This is a genomic window from Sphingomonas sp. TDK1 (assembly GCF_001650735.1).
GTDB lineage: Bacteria > Pseudomonadota > Alphaproteobacteria > Sphingomonadales > Sphingomonadaceae > Sphingomonas.
In genome coordinates, this window is the sequence record NZ_LXVY01000044.1 from 144,526 (window position 1) to 167,136 (window position 22,611).

The following is a 22,611-nucleotide window of genomic DNA, read 5'->3' on the forward strand; positions in this document are numbered from 1 at the left end:
GTGAGCGACACCAAACCATGCGGGGCCCGTCGGCCCCTCATCTCGGGTGTCAGTGATGAACCTTCTCAAGCTTTCCGTTGCCGCGACCGCTGCGCTTGCACCGCTCGCTGCCCATGCCGACCCCGACGACGACCGCATCGTCGTCGTCGCCAGCGGCGTCGCGCAGCGCGCCGACACTGTCGGGCGTTCGGTGACCATCCTCGATCGCGAGGAGATCGAGCAGCGCCAGACCGTCGCGCTGTCCGACCTGCTGGCCACCACGCCCGGCATCACCGTGGCCCGTAACGGCGGCCTTGGCACCGCAACGGCGCTGAGCATTCGCGGCGCGCAAAGCGATCAGACGCTGGTGCTGATCGACGGCATTCGTGTCAACGACCCTTCCGCCACCGGCGGCGCCTATAATTTCGCCAGCCTGCTCGCGGGTTCGGTCGAGCGGGTCGAGGTGCTGCGCGGGCCTAACTCCGTGATCTGGGGCAGTCAGGCGATCGGCGGCGTGGTCAACGTCACCACGCTGCAGGGTGCGCAGGGCCTGCATGTCCGCGGCAATGCCGAGGGCGGCTCGTTCGGGACGTTCGACGGCAATGCCGCTATCGCCGGCGGCAACGACCGGATCACCGCCGGGCTCACTGCGGGGTATCTTGCCACCGATGGCATCTCGGCCGCGGCGAACGGCAAGGAAGCGGACGGATACCGGCAGTTCGGCGCGACCGGCAATGTCGAGGTGAAGCTCATTCCCGGCCTCGCGCTCGATCTGCGCGGCTATTTCGCCGACAGCAAGGTCGATCTCGATGGCTATGCTCCGCCCACCTACACCTTCGGCGACACCAACGAATATGCCAAGACGCAGGAAATCTACGGCTATGCGGGCCTGAAGAACGAGGCGCTCGGTGGCAAGCTGCACAGCCGGCTGGGCTTCACTCTCTCCGACATTCACCGCGACGGCTACAATGACGACTCCTCGATCGCGTACCGCTACCGCGGGCGCGCCGAGCGCTACACCTACCAGGGCGACGCTACGCTCGCCGAGCAGCTCCGCCTGGTATTCGGCGCCGAGCATGAGCAGAGCCGCATCCGCTACGACGAGGGCTTCGGCAGCGCGGGGCGCTACTCCGTGGGCATCACCAGCTTCTACGGCCAGGCGATCGTCACGCCCATCGCGCCGCTCACGCTGAACGCCGGCATTCGCCACGACGATCACGACACATTCGGCGGCCACTGGACGTGGAACGCGGATCTGGCCGTACGCGCCGCCGCGAACACGCTCCTCCATGCGAGCTATGGCGAAGGCTTCAAGGCGCCGACCCTGTACCAGCTCTACAGCGCCTATGGCTTCCGCGGCCTGCGGCCGGAAACTGCGAAGAGCTATGAGGCGGGTGCACGGCAGATGCTCGCCGGCGGCAAGGTCGCGCTGGGCGTAACTTGGTTCCACCGCGATGCGGACAACCAGATCGACTACAACTTCGATACCTCGACCTATTACAATCTGAACAAGACGCGCGCCGAGGGCATCGAGCTGGAAGGAATGCTGCAGCCGGTGAAGGCGTTCACCGTCCGCGCCAATTTCACGCATGTTCTCTCCGAGAACCGCAGCGCCGGATATCTCGGCAAAGACCTGCCGCGCCGCCCGCGCGATACGGCCAATGTGACGGCCGACTATCGCTTCCCCTTTGGTCTGGCGATCGGCGGCACGGTGACCATGGTCGGCGACAGCTTCAACGATGTCGGCAACGCCACCCCGATCGACGGCTATGCGCTGGCCGGCATCCGGGCAGAAATGGCGGTGACGAAGCGGCTTTCGGTCTATGGCCGTGTCGATAATATCGGCGATGTGCGCTACCAGCAGATCACCGGCTACGGCACCTATGGCCGCGCCGCCTATGGCGGCGTGCGGGTGCGCTTCCAGTGAAGATCGGCGCCGCGCTGCTTGCCTGCCTGTGGGTCGGGGCCTGCGCGGCGCCGCCTACCGCCGGTGGCGGGGGTATCGTATCGATGAACCCCTGTGCCGACGCGACTTTGCTGGAACTGGTGCCGCCCTCGCGCATCGCCGCGATCAGCCATTATTCCCAAGCGCCCGATTCCACCTCGATCCCGCTTGCCGTAGCGCGGCGCTTTCGCGGCAATAACGGTACGGCGGAGGAGGTGATCGGCCTCAAACCCGATCTGGTAATTGCGAGCAGTTTCACCGCGCCCTCCACGCGCGAAGCGTTCGCCCGTACCGGCCTCAAGGTTCTTTATCTCTCCATTCCGCCGTCGATAGAGGACAGCAAGGCACAGGTGGCCGAAATCGCCGCGGCGGTAGGCCAGCAGGCCAGGGGAGCCGCGCTCAACGCCCGGATCGACGCCGCCGTCGCCGCTGCCCGCTGGCGTGGACCTACGGCCCCCGCCCTGCTCTGGATCGGTGGCAACCTCGTCACGGGTGGAAAGACGCTGCTCGACGACATGATGACCCACGCCGGCTTCTCAAACCAGGCCGCGCATTATGGTCTAACCCATACAGGGCATCTGCCCATGGAAAGAGTGATCGCCGATCCGCCCCGCGTCATGCTGGCGCCGGAGGGTGTCGGCCACGACGCGGACTCGCGGGCGGCGATCCTACGCAAGCGGGCCATCGCCGAAACCGGCCTGCCGGTTTTCCAAGCGCAGTTTCCGCGCCAGCTGGTCAATTGCGGCGGCCCCGTTATCCCGGCGGCAATGAACCGCCTCGCCGCCATTCGCCGGAGCTTTCCATGAACCGAGCAGCGCTCAATCTCGGCCTGGCGCTGCTTGTCGCTCTGCTGTTCGCCGGTTCGCTGATGGCCGGTAAATTCTGGGTGGCGCCCGCCGCCTGGTTCAGCAACGATCCGCGCTGGTGGATCATCGCCGAGCTGCGTCTGCCCCGTGCCATATTGGGCGTCGCGATCGGTGCCGCGCTGGGGCTGTCCGGCGCGGTGCTGCAGGGTTTTCTGCGCAATCCGCTTGCCGATCCGGCCGTGGTCGGCGTCTCGTCCAGCGCGGCGCTGGGTGCAGTGGCGGCGATTGTCCTGCTGGGCAGCAGCGCTCCGCTGGTGCTGTTCGTCTGCGCAATGGCGGCGGCCTGCGGCTCGATGTTGCTGCTCGCCGGCCTTGCCTGGCGGGCGGAAAGCGCGGTGGCGTTCATCCTGGCCGGTACGGTGCTGGCCAGCCTTGGGGCGGCGCTTACCAGTTTCCTCATCTCGATCAGCCCCAATCCCTATGCCACCGCCGAAATCCTGGACTGGATTATGGGCGCTCTCACCGATCGCAGCTTCGCCGAAGTGCGACTGGCGCTGCCGTTCATTGCGATCGGCTGCGTCCTGCTGCTGTTCACCGGCCGCGCGCTGGACGCGCTGACCCTGGGCGAAGCGGCGGCACGTTCGATGGGATTGCGGCTGGAGCGAACCCAGTTGCTGGTGGTGCTGGGCACCGGCCTGGCGGTCGGCGCGAGCGTGGCGGTCACCGGGATCGTCGGGTTCGTCGGGCTGATCGTGCCGCACCTGCTGCGCCCCCTGACCGGCGCCCGCCCCTCCGCATTGCTGGTGCCGAGCGCGCTCGGGGGTGCGGCGCTGTTGCTCGCAGCCGACAGCCTGGTGCGGCTCTCCCCAGGTGCGAGCGAGATCCGGCTCGGCGTGGCAATGGCGCTGCTCGGCACCCCCTTCTTCTTCATGCTGCTCCTCAAGCTCCGGCGGTCGACATGGAACTGAGCGTCTCCGATCTCGCAGTCAGCCTCGGAAAGCGGCGGGTGCTGCATGGCCTCGACGTCGTGCTGCGCCCGGGCAAGGTGGCCGCCATCCTGGGTCCGAACGGATCGGGCAAGTCGTCGCTGGTGCGCACGCTGGCCGGGCTGCTCGATCCCGACGCGGGCCAGGTGAAGCTGGGCGGCAAGCTGCTCGCCCGGCTGGACCCGCGCGAACGGGCGCGCCGCATCGGCTATCTGCCGCAGGAAGCGACCGTGCACTGGGACCTGCGCGTCGCGGATCTGGTCGCGCTGGGTCGTTTGCCGCACCGGTCGCCGTTCGCCGGCCTCTCTGCCGAGGATCGCATGGCGATCGACTCGGCGATCGAGGCGACGGCGATCGGTCCGCTCGCCGACCGGCTGGTCACCCAGCTTTCCGGCGGCGAACGCGCCCGCGTGCTGCTGGCGCGCGTGCTGGCCGGGGAGCCGCAATGGCTGCTCGCCGACGAGCCGCTGGCGAGTCTCGATCCCGTCCACCAGCTGGATCTGCTCGATCGCCTGCGCGGGCTGGCGGCGGACGGTATGGGGGTGGTGATCGTTCTGCACGATCTGGTGCAGGCCGCGCGCGCCGCCGACGACGTGCTGCTGCTCCGCGACGGCCGCGCCGTCGCATTCGGGCCAAGCGAGGCCGCCCTTGCCCATCAGCCGCTGCGCGATGCATTCGGCGTGGAGGTCATGGTGATCGGCGATGGCCAGGGCCGGCTTCTTCCGGTCCCGATCGGACGGGTGCAGGACTAGGGCTTCGGTCGCACCGCACCCGGCCGCGCGACGGCGTACATCTGCCAGGCGATATCCTTCAACAGTGCCGACCGATCCCCGTCCCGGGCATAGAGATCGAAATGGGTGCGCCCGGGCACAAAGGTAAAGCTCGCCGGAATCCCCGCCGCGCGCATCGCCGCCTCCAGCCGATGGGCGGGTCCATCGAGATAGAAGGTGTCGGCGGTGCCCACGATCAGGTGGAGCTTGCCGGACAGGTCCGGCTTCAGCTTCGCGGCGTCCCGCGTGACGATATGCGCGACGTCATACTGCTCGCGCCAATAGGCCACCACGGCAGGATCGACCTTCCCCGTCGCCCGATCGAACAGCGGCACCGGCTGCCCGTTCGCTCCCCGCGGACTGAACACCCATTCGAAGGAAGCGATCTGCCCGCCGGCCAGCCCCAGCACCGCCTCGGCGCGGGCGAACTGCTCGGTGGTTGCGACGACCTTGCCGTCCATGCGCACGATCGGCAGCGGTTTGCCGTCCGCGCCATGGTAGAAATTGGCGTCGGTGCGGTAGAGGTCGACATTGGTGAAGTCGTGGAAGTCCGCCGGATCGGGCGATGTCGGCCAGCTGCCCCCGAACAGCTTGGGATAGCGGACCTGCAGCCACAGCGTCGACCAACCGCCCGAGCTGTGGCCGGTCAGGAACCGCCCGCTCGGCTTGGCGTCCATGGCATAGCGTTGTTCCAGCGCGGGGATTAGGTCTCCCGTCAGGGCCCTGCCCCAGGGCCCGTTATTCGCCGAGTCGGCGAACTCGTTGGTGCCGGTCGGGCCGCTATGGTCGAGGAATACCCAGATCATCGGTGGCAGGTTGCACTCCGCCATATCGGCGGTGACCATCATCGCGTTGATTCGCGCCGTGGCCAGCGTGCTGCCGAAGCCACCATCCGTGTAGATGGTGGGGAAGCGCTTGGTGCCGTCATAGCCGGGGGGCAGCGCCACCCATCCCCTGATATTGGTGGGCGCACCGCGAAACGCCGTGAGTGACGGGCTTTGGAAGTCGATCGGCTGGACCTTCGCGACGACCGCCGCAAGCCGGGTGCGCATCGCCGGCGGGACATGCTCCAAATCCGGCCCGTCGTCTTTCGCCGGCCGCAGTTCCTCGTCCAGCGTCAGTACAGGAATCTTCCCAGGCAGGGAGAAGGTGACGGTCTTCGACACCAGGTCGCCCGGTCCGCGGCCGCTGTAATTATAGTCGTGATCGCGATCCAGGATAACCTGGGCGCGGTAGCGGCCGGCGGGGAGCGTGGATATCGGCGCCGGGAAGACATCGGTCTCGCCATCGACGCTGGCTATTCGCCCCGGCTGGAGGTCGATCACCTCGCGCGCGGCCAGCGTGGCGCCGCTCGGCTGGAAGGGCGAGAAATCGATCGGCGAGTCCGGGCTCGGCGAATCGGGGGTCTTCTCCACGAAAACGATCAGCCGGCCGGAAAAATGCGCACCCAACGCCGGCGCGACGGCCACCGGTACCGATATCGGGTCAGGGCCGGGTGCCGCGGCCCCCAGCAGCAATGCGCCCACAAGTATCGCCGAACGCCGCATGCCTGCCCCTCTTCTCACCACGGGGCCGCCGCTCAGCCCCCCAGCACTTCCACCAGTGTCTGTACCTTCTTTTGCCGCCACTGCGGCAGCGGTGCGACCAGCCAATAGCCGAGCCGCGAGGCCTTGGGTTCGCCGATCACGGCTACGCGTCCTGCCTCGATATCAGCGCGTGCGAGCAATTCGGGCACGGTCGCCCGGCCAAGACCCTGCGCCGCCGCGTCGATCGCCAGGCCGGCATCGGCCACCCGGACCAGCGAGCCGGCATCCTCGGCCATGCAGCCGGGCCAGGAAATCCGCACGTCGATGCTGCCGCCGCCGCGCCGCTCCACCGTAACCATGCCGTCGCTTTCCAGCGCCTCGCCCTCATGCTCGCCGGGGCCCTCGCCCCAGCGGATCGCAAGATCGAGATTGGCCTCGGTAAAATCGAGCGCATCGTCGGCCGGCACCAGCACGAAACGCAGGTCCGGATCGGCGCGGGCAATGTCCGACAGGCGCGGCATCAGCCACTTCGCGGTAAAGTCCCGCGGCGCCGCGATTGTCAGCGACTTGGAGGATTGCCCCGCCTGCATCGCGCGCACCGCTTCCTCGAACTGGAGGAAACCGTTGCGCAGTGCCGTAAGACCGCTCTCCGCCTCGGGGGTCAGTTCCAGCCCTTTGGTGGTGCGGCGGAACAGCACGACCCCCAGCGTATCCTCCAGCGCCCGGATCTGCTGGCCGACCGCAGCGGGGGTCACCGCCAGTTCGTCTGCTGCGCGGGTGAAGGAAAGATGGCGCGCGGCAGCATCAAGCACCCGCATGCCGTTCAGCGGAAGATGGGTGCGCTTCACTGCTCGCCCGCCACCGCAGGCGCGATAAGCGCGAATCGGGGGATCGTCACGTCGAACGCCGAGCCGTCCTCGGCGATCATGTGGTAGCTGCCCTGCATCGCGCCGGTGGGCGTCGAGAGCGGACAGCCGGAGACATAATCGAAGCTCGCGCCCGGCGCGATCATCGGCTGTTCGCCGACGACCCCCTCCCCTTCCACCGTGTGGCGCAGGCCGCGCCCATCGGTGATGACCCAGTGACGGGTGAGCAGCTGCACCGCCACCGGCCCCTCATTCTCGATCCGGATATGGTAGGCCCAGAACCAGCGCCCGCGTCGCGGCTCCGACTGCTCGGGCAGATAGGACACCGACACGCGAACAACGACGTCGCGCGTCGTCGCCTCGTCGGTGAACAGCGCCTTCACAAGCCCGCGCCTTTCAGTGCCTGGTCGAGATCAGCGATGAGGTCATCGGGATCTTCCAGGCCGACATTGATGCGGATCATGCCTTCGGTGATGCCCATCTCCAGCCGCTTCTCCTCGGCCAGTCCGGAATGGGTGGTGGAGGACGGGTGCGTCATCAGCGAGCGCGAGTCGCCGATATTGTTCGAGATGTCGATCAGCGCCAGACCGTCGAGCAGCGCATGGGCCTGCTTTCGGCCGCCATCCACCTCGAAGCTGAAGATCGGGCCGGCGGCGGCCATCTGGCGCATGAACAGATCATGCTGAGGATGGCTGGGCAGCGCCGGGAAATTCACGCGCGGGACACGCCCCTCCAGGAAGCTGCCGACCTTCAGCGCATTCTCGCTCTGCCGGCGAATGCGCAGGTCGAGCGTCTCGATCCCCTTCAGCACCACCCAGGCATTGAAGGCGCTGAGCGTCGGCCCGGTATTGCGCGTAAAGGGCAGCAGGGTGTTGGTGACGAAATCTTCGGATCCGCACACCGCACCGGCGAGCACGCGGCCCTGCCCGTCCATCATCTTGGTGGCGGAATAGGCGACCACGTCCGCGCCGAAATCCATCGGCCGCTGCAGCGCCGGCGTGGCAAAGGCGTTGTCGACCACGGTGACGATGCCGTGCTTCTTCGCGATCGCGCAGACTGCCTCCAGGTCGACCACGTCCATGGTCGGATTGGCAGGCGTTTCGAAGAAGAAGACCTTGGTGTTCGGGCGGATCGCATCCTCGAACTGTTGCGGATCGCGCGCGTCGATCGTGGTCGTCGTCACCCCGAAGCGGGGTAACAGCGAGTCCGTAAGCCAGCGGCACGAGCCGAATGCGGCGCGACCCTGGACGATATGATCGCCCTGGCTCACCTGACAGAGGAGCGCCGCCGTCATCGCCGCCATGCCGGTGGCCATGGTGCGGCACGCCTCGGCGCCCTCCAGCAGGGCGATGCGCTGCTCCAGCATTTCCACCGTCGGGTTCTGGAGGCGCGAATAGGTCATGCCCGCCTGCTCGCCGGCAAAGCGCGCAGCCGCGTCGCCCGCGCAATCATAGGCGTAGCCTGAGGTGAGGAACAGCGCCTCGCTCGTCTCGCCGAACTCGGAGCGGGCAGTGCCGCCGCGCACGGCCTGAGTCGCGGGCTTCCAGTTGCGGGTGACGCTGGGATCCTGTCCGGTACGACGCTTCATGGGCGTGCTTTGCGGCGCTTGGGGGCGTTGCGTCAACCTTTTGGCGCGTTTTGATCCTCCCGGAGGCGGAAGGATCTATGGCTATTCCTCTCGCCCGTCGCCTCGGCTACGCCAGCACCATGCGCCCCCGCCTCTCGGCTCTCAGCACCCGCCCCTGGCTTGTCGCCCTGCTGATCGGCACCGCCGCCCAGCTCCTGTTCTCGCTGCACATCGATCAGCCCGGCGGGATCATGTTCGACGAGATCCATTATGTGCCCGCTGCCAAGTCGCTGATCGAGCTGTCCGGCCCGCGCAATACCGAGCATCCGCTGCTCGGCAAGGAACTGATCGGTGCCGGCATGGACCTGCTCGGCGACAATCCGTTCGGCTGGCGACTCATGCCGACGATCGCCGGCACCGCGACCGTGCTGGGCGTATTCGCCTTTCTCTGGATCCTGATGCGCGGCCGCATGCGCGTGGCAGTCACTGGCGCGGCGCTGGCAATGCTGAACCAGAGCCTGTTCGTCCAGGCGCGCACGGCGATGCTCGACGTCTTTTTGGGCGCCTTCCTCCTGTGGGGCATGGTGTTTCTGCTCTGGGCGTTACGGGGCACGCCCGCGCAGGTGCGATGGCGCTGGTGCGCCGCCGCCGCATTGCTCGGGCTGGCGACCGCGGTGAAATGGGCCGCCGCCCCCTATATCGCGGCCTTCGGGCTCGCCCTGATCGCCATCCGGATACGCGACGCGCGCCGGGCACGCCGCCCGCTGCGCGCTGCGTTGTTTTCCGCCGACCAGCCGCACTGGCCGGGTCTTTCGACGCTTGCCGGGCTAGTCCTACTCGGCGCGATCAGCATCCCTGTCTATTTCGCCACATTCCTGCCGACCTTCTTCTACCTGACCGGGGCGACCGACGGGCTGACCGGCCTGCTCGCCCTCCAGCGCGAAATGTATGCGGCGCAGACGCAGATCCTGCCCCACCACAATTACCAGTCCCAATGGTGGAGCTGGCCGCTGATGCTGCGGCCGATCTGGTTCTTCTATGAATGGGACCATGGCGCCCAGCGCGGCGTGCTGCTGATCGGCAATCCGGTAATCATGTGGGGCGGGCTCGCCGCCGTCCTCGCCAGCTATGTGCTGTGGTTCCGCACCCATGCCTGGCGACCGCTGGCGCTGGCGCTGCTCTGGACCTTCTCGGTACTGATCTACGCGATCATCCCCAAGTCGCTCGGCTTCTATTATTACTACCACCTCTCGGCGATCTTCCTGTGCCTGGTGCTGCCAGTGACCTTCCACCAGTTCGACCGGCTGCGCGCCAAGGGCTGGGAGGAATGGTATCTGGCGCTCGCGCTGGTAAGCTTCGGCTATTTCTACCCGATCCTTGCCGCCGAGCCGCTGCACGATGCGCAGAGCTACACCTATTGGATGTGGCTCCCGGGCTGGCGCTAAATTTCGTCCAACCCCCGCGGCCATCTTGAACGGATCCCGACAGGCGCTAGCTTGGTTTAAGTTTCAAACTGCAACGGAGTTCCCATGACCGCGTCGACCGACGTTCTTTTTCGTCCGTTCCGCATCAAGTCGCTCGATCTGCCGAACCGGATCGTGATGGCGCCGATGACGCGGACCTTCGCGCCCGAGGGCATTCCCGGCGCGGCGAACGCCGCCTATTACCGCCGCCGGGCCGAAGGCGGCGTGGGGCTCATCCTTTCCGAAGGCACGGTGATCGACCGGCCGGCGTCGCGCAACCACCCGAACATTCCCTTCTTCCATGGCGACGCGGCGCTCGCCGGGTGGAAGGAAGTGATCGACGAGGTCCATGCCGCCGGCGGCAAGATGGCACCGCAGATTTGGCACACCGGATCGACGGTGGGCCCGGATCGCAACTGGGAGCCTGAGTCGCCCGTGGAAAGCCCGTCGGGTGTGGTCGCACCCGGCAAGCCGCGCGGCGTCGCGATGACCGAGCAGGACATCGAAGCGACCATCGCGGCCTTCGCCAAGGCTGCCGCCGATGCCAAGCGCCTCGGCTTCGACACGGTCGAGATCCATGGTGCGCACGGCTATCTGATCGACCAGTTCTTCTGGGCCGGCACCAACACGCGTGAAGACGGCTATGGCGGAGCGACCATCGCCGAGCGCTCGCGCTTCGCAGTCGAGGTGGTGAAGGCCGTGCGCGCCGCGGTGGGCCCCGACTTCCCGGTCATCCTGCGCCTGAGCCAGTGGAAGCAGCAGGACTATAGCGCCCGCCTCGCCACCACGCCGGACGAGATGGCCTCTTGGCTCCAGCCGCTGGTCGACGCAGGCACCGACGTGCTGCACTGCTCGCAGCGCCGCTTCTGGGAGCCGGAATTTCCCGAAATCGACGGCGAGGACGGCCTCAATTTCGCCGGCTGGTCAAAGAAGCTCACCGGTGCCGCGACGATCAGCGTCGGCTCGGTCGGCCTGTCGGGCGAGTTCATCGCGGCGTTTGGAGGCGAGACCTCGCAGCACAGCGATCTCGACAAGCTGGTCGAGCGGATGGAACGCGACGAGTTCGACCTCATCGCCGTCGGCCGCGCGTTGATCAGCAATCCGGATTGGGTGCAGAAGGTACAGGCCGATGCGGGCGAGGAGTTGCAAGGCTTCAGCCCGGCGGCGCTGGCGGAACTGGTGTAATAAGCGAACTTAAGCCCCTCCCCTTCAGGGGAGGGGTTGGGGTGGGGCTGTGCCTCACAGAGACCAACAAACGTTCTGGAATCCCTCCACCCCAACCCCTCCTCCGGGGAGGAGGGGCTAGTCATTAATCCGGACTCAGTACCGCCCCCAAACGAAGCGCGAGGACAGCGCGAAATTCCACACCGCCGCCACGGCGATCCCGGCCAGTGCGGACAGGCGCCAGTCCCCATGCTGGACATTGTGCAGGAACGCCGCGAGGCCGACATTGGCTGCGGCCCCGACCCCGCACACCAGGCAGAAGCTCACCCAGCCGCCCAGCAGCGCCGCAGCCCCCTTCAGGCGCCGCTCGCGATAGGTGAGTGCGTTGTTCAGCAGGAAGTTGAACGTCATCGCGACGATCGTGGCAATGATCGTGCCCGTCACGAAAGGCAGGCCAGCCATGCGGAACAGCACGAACAGCACCGCAAGATGCAATGCTGCCCCGGTCGCGCCGATCGCCGAGAACATCGCAAAGCGGACCGGCACGACCTTGCCGAACATCCGATCGTACAGCGCGATCAGATATTCCATCGCCACGACGTAATCGAGCTTGCTCTCGCCTTCGGTGCGAACGCGGAAGGTGTAGGGCAGTTCTCGAAAGCGCAGCGGCTTCGGGCTTGCCGTCATGATATCGAGCAGGATCTTGAAGCCGATGCCCGACAGCACCGGCACCAGCCCCCGTGCGATCTCGCTGCGGATCATGAAGAAACCGCTCATCGGATCGGTGAGATCCGCCTTCAGCACCTGACGGGACAGCTTGGTCGCGAATGCGGACTTCGCCACGCGCTCGCTATCCCATTCGCCGGTGCAGCCGCCTTCGCAGAAGCGCGACCCGATCACCACGTCCAGCGCGGCATCGGCCTGGAGTGCGTCGAGCATCTTGAGCAGCAGCGTCTCGTCATGCTGTAGGTCGCCGTCGATCACCGCGACGCAGGGCGCCGCCGTGGCGCACATTCCCTCAATGCACGCCGAGGAGAGGCCGCGCCGGCCGATCCGCTGGATGACGCGCACGCGGCGGTCGAGCCGCGCAAGCTCCCGCGCGGCATCGGCGGTGCCATCGGGGCTGTCGTCGTCGACGAAGATCGCTTCCCAGGCGCGACCCGCAAGGGCCGCGTCCAGCTTGGCGATCAGCAGGGGAACATTGGCGCGTTCGTTGAAGGTGGGAATAACGACCGCAAGTTCGAGCAGAGTGTCGCTCACTGAAGCTCCAGCAGCACCGCGTCCCCCATGGCCGCGGTAGAAAGAGTACCCCCGAGATCGGCCGTCCGTGCACCCTTGGCGAGCGCTGCGGCAACCGCTTTTTCTATGCGTTGCGCCGAGGCTTCGTCGCGCAGCGAGTGCCGCAGCAGCATGGCGGCGGAAAGGATGGCGGCCGAAGGATTGGCCTTGCCCTGGCCGGCGATATCCGGCGCGCTGCCGTGGATCGGCTCGTACATGCCGTTCGCGCCCGACCAAGCGGCGAGCGATGCCGAGGGCAGCATGCCGATCGAGCCGGCGCACATGCTCGCCTGGTCGGAGAGAATGTCGCCGAACAGGTTACCTGTGACGATCACGTCGAACGTCGCCGGTGCGCGCACCAGCTGCATCGCGGCATTGTCGACATACATATGGGTCAGCTCGACCTCGGGATATTCGGCGCCCATCGCGGTGACGACGTCGCGCCACAGCTGCGAGGTCTCGAGCACGTTCGCCTTATCGACCGAGCAGAGCTTCTTGCGCCGGCGCTTGGCCATTTCAAAGCCGACGCGGGCGATGCGCGTCACTTCCTGCTCGTCATAGCTCATTACGTCATAGCCCTGGCGCAGGCCCTCGGACGTCGTGCGGTGGCCCTTCTCGCCGAAATAGATGTCGCCGATCAGCTCGCGGACGATGACGATGTCGAGGCCGTTCACCACCTCCGGCTTGAGCGGCGAGGCGTCTTCCAGTCCAGGAAACAGCGTCGCCGGTCGAAGATTGGCGAAGAGGCCGAGCGCCTTGCGGATGCCGAGCAATGCAGCTTCCGGGCGCAGGTGCCGCTCCAACTTCTCGAAGCGCGGATCGCCGATCGCACCGAACAGCACCGCGTCGGCGCGCTTGGCGAGCGCCAGCGTGTCGTCGGGGAGCGGGTGGCCGGAGGCGAGATAGCCGGCGCCGCCGACCGGCGCTTCCTCAAAGCTGAGGCCGAGATCCAGCGCCTCGAGCACCCGGCGCGCCTCGCGAGTCACCTCGGGGCCGATCCCGTCACCCGGCAGTACAGCAATCAACGGCATTCCAATCCCCACGCAAGCAGCATGTCCTGAGAGCGGCGCTTAGCCGCCCCGAGGGCTTTCATGCAACTGCTCGCAACAACCGGTCCACCAAGCGGGCGCGCGCAGCCATCAGATCGGCGCCCCGACCGATCAACAAGTCGCGCGCCAGGAAATGGCCGGTGAGCCTCAGGCCGGCAAGGATGTCCTCCCAGTCCGCCGCGCCGCCTTCGGTGACGAACGCCGGCAGGGCGAGCAAACGATTCTCGTAGCCGAGCGCTCCCGCCCGGCTGACCGCGATGCCGCTTTTTGGGCTGACGAAGGCGAGGTCCGCGCGCGCCCCGGTCGCCGCGCAGCGCTCCAGATCGAGACCGAAGCCGAGTTCGGCGAGCAGCAGCAGCTCGTAGCGCACCAGTGCGACCGCCCAGCCGCGCGCGGCGGGTGCGGCCTCGATCGCGTCGAGCACCCCGCCCAGCGCGGCATGGAGTCGAGGATAGGGCAGCCCTTCGGGCAGCGTCGCGGCGGTGAGCGCGGTCACCCAGGCGAGCGCGGCGGCGGGGAGCGGCTCGCCGAACACCGGGGCGCGGCTGTGGAGGAGTTCGACGGTGAGCCCCGCGAGCTGCTCTTCGGTCCGGGCGCGCCATTCGCCCTGGATAAGGTTCGCCGGTTGCAGCACCGGCCGCAGCGCCCGCGATCGGCCGCCGCGGACATAGCCGGGCTGGACGCCGTCACTTTCGGTCAACGCCCGCACGATCGCGCCGTGTTCGCCGTGGGCGCGAACGCTGAGCAGGATGGCTTCGGCGCGAAAATGCATCGCCGCGATGTAGGGTGCATGCGGCGGAAAGGGAAATGCGGGGGCGACGTAGATGCCGCCCCCGCCGGACTTCAGCCCATCGACGCGATATCGATGACGAAGCGGTACTTCACGTCGCTCTTGAGCATGCGCTCGTACGCGGCGTTGATCTCGTCGGCGCGGATCATCTCGATATCGGCGACGATGCCGTGTTCGGCGCAGAAATCGAGCATCTCCTGCGTTTCGGCGATGCCGCCGATCAGCGAGCCGGCGATCGAGCGCCGCTTGAAGATCAGCGCCGCGACGTTGGGCGACGGATGCGCATGCTCGGGCACGCCCACCAGCGTCAGCGTGCCGTCGCGCTTCAGCAGGGTGGTGAAGACGTCGAGATTATGGCTCGCCGCGACCGTATCGAGAATGAAGTCGAAGCTGTTGGCAAGCGCCGCCATTGCTTCGGCATCGCGAGAGACGACGACCTCGTCCGCACCCAGTGCAAGCGCATCGGCGCGCTTGCTTTCCGACGTGGTGAAAGCGACGACGTGCGCGCCCAGCGCGTGCGCCAGCTTCACGCCCATATGGCCGAGCCCGCCGATGCCGACGATACCGACCTTCTTGCCCGGGCCGACCTGCCAGTGGCGGAGCGGCGACCATGTGGTAATTCCCGCGCAAAGCAGCGGCGCGACGGCGGCGAGATGCTCCTCGCCATGCCCGACCTTGAGCACGAAGTTTTCGCTGACGACGATGCGCTGCGAATAGCCGCCCAGCGTGTGGCCGGGGGCGTCCGGCGTCGGGCCGTTATAGGTGCCGACAAAGCCGTTCTCGCAATATTGCTCCAGCCCTTCGTCGCACGAGGCGCAATGCTGGCAGCTACCGACCATGCAGCCGACCCCGACCACATCGCCGACCGCGAACTTGGAGACATGACCGCCCACGGCGCTCACCCGCCCGACGATCTCGTGCCCCGGCACGCACGGATAGAGCGTACCATCCCATTCGGAGCGAACCTGGTGCAGGTCGGAGTGGCAGACGCCACAATAGAGGATGTCGATCTGCACATCATGATCGCAGGGGGCGCGGCGTTCGATGTCGATCGGTTCGAGCGGCTTGTCTGCGGCGTAGGCGCCATAGGCTTTGGTGGCCATGTTTCGGATCCCCTAGGAACTGATCGGATGTGAGGTCACGCGACCTCTCTTTCCCCAGATGGGGCAGCCGACAGAGCGCGATTAGACACTGGAAGCTGCATGCGGTGCTGAATACAATTCAACAATGAACCGCCAGCAGCTTTCCGAACTCGCCGCCTTCCTCGCGGTCGCCCGGCAGAAAAGCTTCACCCGCGCCGCAGCGCAGAGCGGTGTCACGCCCTCAGCGCTGAGCCATGCAATGCGCGCCCTGGAGGAGCGGATGGGCGTACGCCTGCTCCACCGCACCACGCGCAGCGTGAACCTCACCGAAGCCGGCGAGCGCCTGTTCGCCACCCTCTCCCCCCGGCTGGATGAAATTGAGGCCGAAGTCGCGGCGCTGAGCGCGCTGCGGGACAAACCGGCCGGGCTGGTACGGATCAGCGCCGACGAGCTTTCGATGCAGACCTTGCTCTGGCCCCGGCTCGCTCCGATCCTGCGCGAATTTGAGGACATCCGCGTGGAGATCGATACCGATTATCGCCTGACCGACATCGTCGCGGAGCGATTCGACGCAGGCGTCCGCTTCGGCGACATCATCGCCAAGGACATGGTGGCCGTACCCATCGGCCCTGACGCGCGGATGCTGGCAGTGGCATCGCCGGCCTATTTCGACTGCGCCGGGCGCCCGAAGGCGATCGAAGACCTTACCGACCATGCCTGCATCAACCTGCGCCTGCCCACCTATGGCGGGCTCTATGCCTGGGAATTCGAGCAGGACGGCCGCGAACGAAAGGTGTGGGTGAATGGCCCGCTCACCTTCTCCTCGGTATTCCCGATCGTGCGCGCGGCGATCGACGGGTTCGGCATCGCCTGCCTGCCTGACGCGATACTGAAGCCGCATCTGGACAGCGGCGCGCTGGAGGCGGTGCTCACCTGCTTTTCGCCGCCCTTTGCAGGATACCACCTCTATTATCCCAGCCGCCGCCAGCCCACGCCCGCTTTCGCACTGTTGGTCGAGCGGTTGCGCTGGCGGGGCTGATACGGCTGTGGCAGGTTGGCGACGAACGAACGCCAAGCGTTCTCAAACGCCTATCGGGAGAGATGTCGTGAAGTTTGTGCTCAGCGCCCTTGCCGCGGCCGCCTCGCTGGGGACCTCTGCCCCCGCCCCCGCGCAGACCGCCGTCGCCGACCCCACGTCGTTCGCCGCCGCCAAGGACGTGCAAGCGCAACTGAAGGCCATGCTCGCCGAAATGAAGCCGGACCAGGGCTTCGCTTGGAAACCGCTGGTGCGTGACGGCAGCAACAACGCCGCGATCGAGATCTGGAAGAAGCCGGGCAAACCTGCCGTCCACCCCGACCAGGCCGAATATGCGATCGTCTTGGAGGGCGCCGGCACGCTGATTTCCGGCGGCACCATGCCCGATCGGGAAACCCGGAACGCCACGCTGGTGGAAGGCAGCAAGATCGAAGGCGGCACGACCCGCGCGCTCGCACCCGGCGACGTGATTCTCGTGCCGGCGGGAGTGCCGCACTGGTTCGGCATTACCGGCGAGCGACTGGTGTTGTTGGGGATCAAGCTGCCCAAGGGGCAATAAAGGAACCGTATCCTCCCCCGGCGGGGGAGGGTATTTCCAACACGCGCGCTCGAACGCGCTATCGCCCCAGCAGCCCTTCCAGCATCCGCGCCATGTTCACCGCCGTGTACGGCTTTTGCAGCACCGGCACACCGGCATGGTCTTCGTCCAGTTGCAGCTGCTCGCCATAGCCGGTGGCAAAGGCATAGGGGATGCCTTCGGCGCGGAGACGATCGGCGATCGGCAGGCTGGTTTCGGCGCCGAGGTTTACATCGAGGATCGCCACGTCGAACCGTTCAGACGCGATCTCCTCCATCGCGCCCGCGATCGAGGCGGCGGTTGCAACGCGTTGGGCGCCCAGCCGAAGCAGAATATCTTCCGCGTCCATCGCAATGATCAGGCTGTCCTCGACCAGCAGCACCGGCCCCTGAAGCACCGCGCGCATTTCACCGCTTGCCGGAGCCGGGGGCACCTCTTCCACGTCCCGCGCATGCTTCGACGCAGCGTCACCGTCGAGCACCACGTGCCGCGCAGGAATGCAGAACTCGGCCTCCAGGCCGGTCAGCGGGTAGCGCACCGTCGCCTTGCCGCCTAGGTCATAGGGCACCGAACGCTGAATGATGGTCGTGCCGAAGCCCTGCCGGGTCGGCGGTTGCACCGCTGGTCCGCCGCGCTCGCGCCACTCAATCCGACAATCACCCTCGGGGTCGAGCCACCAGCGGACCGACACGGTGCCGCTGTCGGACAGCGCGCCATATTTGGCCGAGTTGGTCATCAATTCATGGAAGACCAGCGCCATGGTCGAGAAGGCGGCCGGGCGCAGCAGCACCATCGGACCGTCCTGATCCAGCCGCCCCGAACGCCCGCCCAGATAGGCCGCGGCCTCGGTCCGCAGCAGGCGCCCCAGCGGCGCCGGCGACCAGTTATCCTCGGTAATCTGGTCGTGCGCGCGCGCCAGCGCCTCGATCCGCCCCTCCAGCAGGCGGATATAGGCCGCCGCATCCATGCCCGGCGCGCGGGACTGGCGCACCAGTCCGCGGATCAGCCCCAGGATGTTGCGGACCCGGTGGTTGAGCTCGGCGATCAGCAGTTCCTGCCGCTCGGATGCGCGCTTGCGCTCCTCCTGCGCATCGTCGGACAGGCGCAGCACCACTTCGATCAGCGAGGCGCGCAGCACCTCGGCGATGCGCAGCTCCACCTCCGTGAAAGGCAGCGAACGGCCGCGCACTTCCTGGCTCCAGGTCTCGAAGCTCTGCCGCGGAGTCAGGCGCGCGCCGTTCGGGCCGAAATCGACCGGCTTGTGCGGATCGCCGCCCCAGTTGACGGTGCGGACCAGTTCCTGGCGGAACAGCAGCACGTAATCGCGTGGGGACCGGCTGATCGGGATCGCCAGCAGGCCCGCGCCGACATCGGCATAGTCGGCCGCCTGCGGCAGCACCTCGGCCAGATGGTCGGTCGCGAACACGCGGCCCGCCGCCATCGCGTTCAGCCGCCGCGTGATCGCCGCAAAGGACGAGGGTGGCGGGGTGATCCCGCTGAACGCCACCTTGCCGCCGATCCAGATCGCGATGCCGTCGCACGGCACCACTTCCCGAAGCCGACTGCCCAGCCATTCGGGATCGTCGAGCAGCCCGCCGTCGCTCGCCACCGCCGCGAGCAGCCGGTCGCTGGTTGCGCGCGCAGCCGCCTCGTAGATCGAAAGCTCCTTGCGCTCGCGGCTTTCCAGCTTGAGCGCGAACATCTGGCCGAACAGCTCGGCCATCGAGCGGCGCTCGAACCCCGGACACCGCGGCCCGCCATAATGGTGGCAGGCGAACAGGCCCCAGAGCTTGCCCTCGACGATGATCGAGATCGAGAGCGAGGCCTTCACGCCCATGTTCTTCAGATATTCGATATGGATCGGCGAAACCGACCGGAGCACCGACAAGGACAGGTCGAGCGGTGCGCCGAATTCGTCGCGTTGCGGCAGGATGGCCACCGGCTCGGCTGCCACGTCGGCGATGATCCGGAACGGGGTCCGCAGATAGAGCTTGCGCGCCTGCTGGGGAATGTCGCTCGCGGGGTAGCGCAAATCCATGAAGCTGCCGATGCCGCTGCGCGCGGCTTCCGCCACGACCACGCCCGATCCATCACGCTCGAAGCGATAGACCATGACCCGATCGAAGCCGGTGACCGCCCGCACCTGTCGCGCGCCTTCGCGGAAGAAGTCGGCGATCTTCTCCTTCTCGTCCAGCCGCCCCATCATCGCCCGCAACGTGCTGGCGGTGTCGCCGGTGGCGTCCGAGGTGCAGGGCTCGCCCTCGACCACGATCGTGTCGCCGATCATGTGCAGCGCGAGGTCGTAGGTGCGGCCGCGAGTCCGCAAGGCCTTGATGCCGAAGATCCGCTCCAGCGCATCCTCGCCGCGCAGCAACGTCAACCGGTTGCGCAGCGCATGGATCGCATCGTCTTCGAGATACTCGCTCGCATGGGTGCCGAGCATTTCCTCGGCAGCAACATCGAAATGCGCCACGACATTGGCCGATGCACGCTTGACCAGCCAGTCGCTCGAAAAGGCGATGAGAAAGCCGAACGGCTGGATTGCGCCCAGCTGGTGGATCGGCTCCCGATCGCAATTGGTCAGATCGACCTGAAACCCGACATCGCCCACCCGCTTAACTCACCTTCGCCAGCCACTTCGTGCCGGCGGCCTCAAACCGCCCGAAGGTCTGGTTGGCGGCGGTGACGGCAGCTTCCAATGTTTCCGGCTCGTACAGCAGCACATCCAGTTTTGCCAGCAATTCCGGCCACATATGCGCAGGCTGGTGGCTCCCCAGATAGGCGCGCGGCCAATTCTCCGGCACGCTGCGCGCAAGGAAACGACCGCCCAGACGTGAGCCTTCGAGCACATAGAGCATGCCCGCCATCGCGGCATCGGACGGTACGGCATCCTCGACATCCGCGCTGTCCAGCACGACGCCGAGCGCATCCAGATCGACCTGGATCACGCTGCCGCGACGACGCTGCGGCCAATCCGCGGTAACCGCGCCCGCGCCGCCCTGATCGAGCAGCGCTTCGATTGGCAGCAACGCCTCTGCATGGGCGGCGAGCAGAGCGGCATAATCGTCGCGGCGCGCGAGATCGAAGCGGCTGAACAACGTGTCGACGCGCGCATGCGCGGCCCCCGTCGCTTCCCGCAATCGGCGATGCGTAAGGTTCACGCGACGGAAATTGTCATCAGGGGGCGATCCACGGCAAGCAAAAACCGCTTGCCGTGGATCCGTTCCATTATGGCCGAAGCGGCCTCAAATCATGCTTTACCAAAAACACGCGCGAAGATCGTGTCGACATGGCGATAATGATACCCGAGATCGAATTTCTCCTCGATCACGTCGGGGCTGAGCGCCGCAGTGACTTCAGGATCTGCCTTGAGCAGTTCCATCAGCGACAGCTCGCCATCCGATTCCCAGACCTTCATCGCGTTGCGCTGAACGAGTCGATAGGCGTCCTCGCGGCTCACGCCCGCCTGAGTCAGCGCCAGCAATACGCGCTGCGAGTGGACCAGGCCGCCCATGCGATCGAGGTTCTTCTGCATCCGCACCGGATAGACGAGCAGCTTGTCGACCACGCCGGTGAGGCGGGCGAGCGCGAAGTCGAGCGTGATCGTCGCATCCGGGCCGATATAGCGTTCGACCGAGGAGTGGCTGATGTCACGTTCGTGCCACAGCGCCACATTCTCCAGCGCCGGGGTAACATAGCCGCGCACCATGCGGGCGAGGCCGGTCAGGTTCTCGGTGAGCACCGGGTTGCGCTTGTGCGGCATCGCCGACGAGCCCTTCTGCCCCGGCGAGAAATACTCCTCTGCCTCCAGCACTTCGGTGCGCTGCAGGTGGCGGATTTCCACCGCGAGCCGCTCGATCGAGGATGCGATCACGCCCAGCGTGGCGAAGAACATCGCATGACGGTCGCGCGGGATGACCTGGGTCGAGACCGGCTCGATGCTGAGGCCCAGCTTCTCCGCGACATGTTCTTCGACGCGCGGATCGATGTTGGCGAAGGTGCCGACCGCGCCCGAGATCGCGCAGGTGGCGATGTCCGCGCGCGCGGCGAGCAGGCGCGCCTTGTTGCGCTGGAACTCGGCATGCGCCTCGGCAAGCTTGAGGCCGAAGGTGACCGGTTCGGCATGGATGCCGTGGCTGCGGCCGATCGTCGGCGTCATCTTGTGTTCGCGGGCGCGGCGCTCGAGCACGTCGAGCAGCGCGTCGATATCGGCCAGCAGCAGGTCGCTGGCGCGGGCGAGCTGCACCGCGAGGCAGGTGTCGAGCACGTCGGAGCTGGTCATGCCCTGGTGCATGAAGCGGGCCTCGTCGCCCACCTGCTCGGCCACCCAGGTGAGGAAGGCGATCACGTCATGCTTGGTCACCGCCTCGATCGCGTCGATCGCGGCGACGTCGATCGCCGGCTTGGTCGCCCACCAGTCCCACAGCGCCTTGGCGGCGCTCTGCGGCACCACGCCGAGATCGGCGAGCGCTTGCGTTGCATGCGCCTCGATCTCGAACCAGATGGCGAAGCGCGTCTCGGGCGACCAGATGTCGGTCATCGCGGCGCGGGCATAACGGGGGACCATGGCGTTCCTCTGTGCGGAAAGGGAGTGCCCGGCAGCCCGGGCGGATCGCCGCCGCGCCTAGCAAGAAGCGGCCAGAGCGGCAACCGAAGGCGCAGCCCGGCCGTTATCCCCGCCGAGGAGAATGTGCATGCTGACGCCGCTGTTGTTTGCCGCCGCCCTGCAGGTCACCGCCCCGGCGCAACAGATGCCGGCGCAGCCCGCACATTCCGGCGAGACGCCCGCCGCAAACCAGGCGATGCCGGGCACCCAGCCCGTCCCCTCGGATCGGCCGATGGCGGCGCCGGATATGCCGGCGAAGCCCCCGGCTGCCGCCGAAGCTGCCCAGCCGACGCCGCGGCCCGACCCCGCGAAACTGCCCGTCGACGCCCAGTTCGCGCGCTACGACGCCAATGGCGACGGCGTGCTCGACAAGGCCGAATATGGCAGCTGGCTTGTTGCCCTGCGCACCGCGAAGGAGGCGGACTTCAAGGCAGAATCGCCCGCAGCGCGCGGCTGGATCGACGGCAGCTTCACCGCCGCCGATGCCGATCGCGACCAAAAGGTCAGCCGCGAGGAACTGATCCGATTTCTGACGCCGCAAGCCGGCTGACATCCTCTTTGCGGCCATTCGCCGGCCCGCTATGATGCGATCATGGCGCAGCTGATCGATCGCTTCCAATCCTCTACCGCAGGCTGGCTGAAAGGCTCCTTCGCCGGCTGGGGCACCCTCGCCTTGTGCCTGGTCGGCGTCGGTTTCGTGATCCTTGCGGTGCGCTGGATCGGCAACAAGGCGACGTTGTACGAAGTGACCGAGGACCGCATCGTCCTCTATCGCGGCATCGTTCGCAAATCGATCGACGAGATCGAGCTGTATCGCGTGAAGGACGTGCGGCTCGACTATTCGATCGTCAACCAGATCTCCGGCATCGGCACGCTCACCATCACCTCGTCGGACGAGACCACGCGCGGCGGCCCGCTGGTGATCCGCGACGTCGAATATGCCCGCGAACGCCGCGAGAAGCTGCGCGAGCTGGTCAGCAACGCCCGCCGCCTGCGCGGTGTGCGCGAGTTCGACATGGTGCAGGAAGACGTGCGCGGCTGAGGCGCGACGCACAGTTTCGACGGCGGCATGTCCCACGCCGCTCGCTTCCCGCGTCAGGTCCGTGGAACCGGCAAGACCC

The 22,611-nt window shown here is 66.9% G+C and carries 21 protein-coding genes; 10 read left to right on the plus strand and 11 right to left on the minus strand.

Features of this window, described 5'->3' with window-relative positions:
- Positions 1-55: 55 nt before the first annotated feature.
- From A7X12_RS20755 to A7X12_RS20770, 4 genes are read left to right on the plus strand one after another with little or no spacing between them, the layout of a single operon-like run.
- Positions 56-1,906: a TonB-dependent receptor plug domain-containing protein gene (locus A7X12_RS20755; protein WP_064313346.1), complete on the plus strand. Its 1,851-nt coding sequence runs from the start codon at positions 56-58 to the stop codon at positions 1,904-1,906.
- Positions 1,903-2,730 (plus strand): ABC transporter substrate-binding protein, encoded by an 828-nt coding sequence (locus A7X12_RS20760; RefSeq protein ID WP_064313347.1) that lies wholly within the window; start codon positions 1,903-1,905, stop codon positions 2,728-2,730. Before A7X12_RS20755 ends, A7X12_RS20760 begins: the two co-directional genes overlap by 4 nt.
- The gene (locus tag A7X12_RS20765; RefSeq protein ID WP_064313348.1) at positions 2,727-3,698 is read left to right on the plus strand and encodes a FecCD family ABC transporter permease; all 972 of its coding nucleotides are present in this window, start codon (positions 2,727-2,729) and stop codon (positions 3,696-3,698) included. Before A7X12_RS20760 ends, A7X12_RS20765 begins: the two co-directional genes overlap by 4 nt.
- Entirely contained in the window at positions 3,689-4,468 is a 780-nt protein-coding gene (locus A7X12_RS20770) for an ABC transporter ATP-binding protein (protein ID WP_064313349.1), read from the plus strand. The genes A7X12_RS20765 and A7X12_RS20770 overlap by 10 nt, the downstream gene beginning before the upstream one ends.
- On the opposite strand, the gene A7X12_RS20775 is transcribed toward A7X12_RS20770, so the two are convergent.
- The 4 genes from A7X12_RS20775 to A7X12_RS20790 are packed head-to-tail and all read right to left on the minus strand — an operon-like array spanning position 4,465 to position 8,466.
- Positions 4,465-6,033, minus strand: a complete 1,569-nt coding sequence (locus tag A7X12_RS20775) for an alpha/beta hydrolase-fold protein (RefSeq protein WP_064313350.1) — start codon at positions 6,031-6,033, stop codon at positions 4,465-4,467. The two genes, A7X12_RS20770 and A7X12_RS20775, sit on opposite strands and share 4 nt — an antisense overlap.
- Before the next feature lie 32 nt (positions 6,034-6,065).
- Positions 6,066-6,860, minus strand: a complete 795-nt coding sequence (locus A7X12_RS20780; protein ID WP_064313351.1) for a LysR family transcriptional regulator — start codon at positions 6,858-6,860, stop codon at positions 6,066-6,068.
- Positions 6,857-7,261: a Co2+/Mg2+ efflux protein ApaG gene (gene apaG / locus A7X12_RS20785; protein WP_064313352.1), complete on the minus strand. Its 405-nt coding sequence runs from the start codon at positions 7,259-7,261 to the stop codon at positions 6,857-6,859. The genes A7X12_RS20780 and apaG overlap by 4 nt, the downstream gene beginning before the upstream one ends.
- Positions 7,258-8,466, minus strand: coding sequence for a trans-sulfuration enzyme family protein (locus tag A7X12_RS20790; RefSeq protein WP_064313353.1), 1,209 nt, complete (start codon positions 8,464-8,466; stop codon positions 7,258-7,260). The genes apaG and A7X12_RS20790 overlap by 4 nt, the downstream gene beginning before the upstream one ends.
- A 77-nt stretch (positions 8,467-8,543) precedes the next feature.
- Here A7X12_RS20790 and A7X12_RS20795 point away from each other — a divergent pair, with 77 nt between their 5' ends.
- Complete coding sequence (locus A7X12_RS20795; RefSeq protein WP_232318625.1) at positions 8,544-9,890, plus strand: phospholipid carrier-dependent glycosyltransferase; 1,347 nt, start codon at positions 8,544-8,546, stop codon at positions 9,888-9,890.
- An 84-nt stretch (positions 9,891-9,974) separates the two neighbouring features.
- Positions 9,975-11,093 carry an NADH:flavin oxidoreductase gene (locus A7X12_RS20800; RefSeq protein WP_064313354.1) on the plus strand — a complete coding sequence of 373 codons (1,119 nt, stop codon included), beginning with the start codon at positions 9,975-9,977 and terminating at the stop codon, positions 11,091-11,093.
- 135 nt (positions 11,094-11,228) lie between these two features.
- Here A7X12_RS20800 and A7X12_RS20805 read toward each other — a convergent pair whose 3' ends face one another.
- The 4 genes from A7X12_RS20805 to A7X12_RS20820 form a co-directional block, all read right to left on the minus strand.
- Complete coding sequence (locus A7X12_RS20805; RefSeq protein ID WP_064313355.1) at positions 11,229-12,332, minus strand: glycosyltransferase; 1,104 nt, start codon at positions 12,330-12,332, stop codon at positions 11,229-11,231.
- Positions 12,329-13,381 (minus strand): 3-isopropylmalate dehydrogenase, encoded by a 1,053-nt coding sequence (leuB, locus tag A7X12_RS20810; protein ID WP_064313356.1) that lies wholly within the window; start codon positions 13,379-13,381, stop codon positions 12,329-12,331. The genes A7X12_RS20805 and leuB overlap by 4 nt, the downstream gene beginning before the upstream one ends.
- A gap of 58 nt (positions 13,382-13,439) precedes the next feature.
- Positions 13,440-14,171, minus strand: coding sequence for a DNA repair protein RecO (gene recO, locus A7X12_RS20815; RefSeq protein WP_064313357.1), 732 nt, complete (start codon positions 14,169-14,171; stop codon positions 13,440-13,442).
- 71 nt (positions 14,172-14,242) lie between these two features.
- Positions 14,243-15,292, minus strand: coding sequence for an NAD(P)-dependent alcohol dehydrogenase (locus tag A7X12_RS20820; protein WP_064313358.1), 1,050 nt, complete (start codon positions 15,290-15,292; stop codon positions 14,243-14,245).
- Between the two features lie 124 nt (positions 15,293-15,416).
- Between A7X12_RS20820 and A7X12_RS20825 the strand changes: the two genes are divergently transcribed.
- Both A7X12_RS20825 and A7X12_RS20830 read left to right on the plus strand, forming a co-directional pair.
- Entirely contained in the window at positions 15,417-16,310 is an 894-nt protein-coding gene (locus A7X12_RS20825; protein ID WP_064313359.1) for a LysR family transcriptional regulator, read from the plus strand.
- 67 nt (positions 16,311-16,377) lie between these two features.
- The gene (locus A7X12_RS20830; RefSeq protein ID WP_064313360.1) at positions 16,378-16,866 is read left to right on the plus strand and encodes a cupin domain-containing protein; all 489 of its coding nucleotides are present in this window, start codon (positions 16,378-16,380) and stop codon (positions 16,864-16,866) included.
- Positions 16,867-16,924: 58 nt separating this feature from the next.
- Here A7X12_RS20830 and A7X12_RS20835 read toward each other — a convergent pair whose 3' ends face one another.
- The 3 genes from A7X12_RS20835 to purB form a co-directional block, all read right to left on the minus strand.
- Positions 16,925-19,495 carry an HWE histidine kinase domain-containing protein gene (locus A7X12_RS20835; protein WP_064313361.1) on the minus strand — a complete coding sequence of 857 codons (2,571 nt, stop codon included), beginning with the start codon at positions 19,493-19,495 and terminating at the stop codon, positions 16,925-16,927.
- A 4-nt stretch (positions 19,496-19,499) separates the two neighbouring features.
- A complete protein-coding gene (locus A7X12_RS20840; RefSeq protein WP_232318626.1) occupies positions 19,500-20,024 on the minus strand; it encodes a biliverdin-producing heme oxygenase in 525 nt (174 codons plus the stop codon).
- A gap of 110 nt (positions 20,025-20,134) precedes the next feature.
- Positions 20,135-21,451 carry an adenylosuccinate lyase gene (purB, locus tag A7X12_RS20845; protein WP_064313363.1) on the minus strand — a complete coding sequence of 439 codons (1,317 nt, stop codon included), beginning with the start codon at positions 21,449-21,451 and terminating at the stop codon, positions 20,135-20,137.
- Between the two features lie 127 nt (positions 21,452-21,578).
- Between purB and A7X12_RS20850 the strand changes: the two genes are divergently transcribed.
- Together A7X12_RS20850 and A7X12_RS20855 are read left to right on the plus strand one after the other, a co-directional pair.
- Entirely contained in the window at positions 21,579-22,040 is a 462-nt protein-coding gene (locus A7X12_RS20850) for a hypothetical protein (RefSeq protein ID WP_064313364.1), read from the plus strand.
- A 42-nt stretch (positions 22,041-22,082) separates the two neighbouring features.
- A complete protein-coding gene (locus A7X12_RS20855; RefSeq protein WP_064313365.1) occupies positions 22,083-22,532 on the plus strand; it encodes a PH domain-containing protein in 450 nt (149 codons plus the stop codon).
- Positions 22,533-22,611 lie beyond the last annotated feature (79 nt).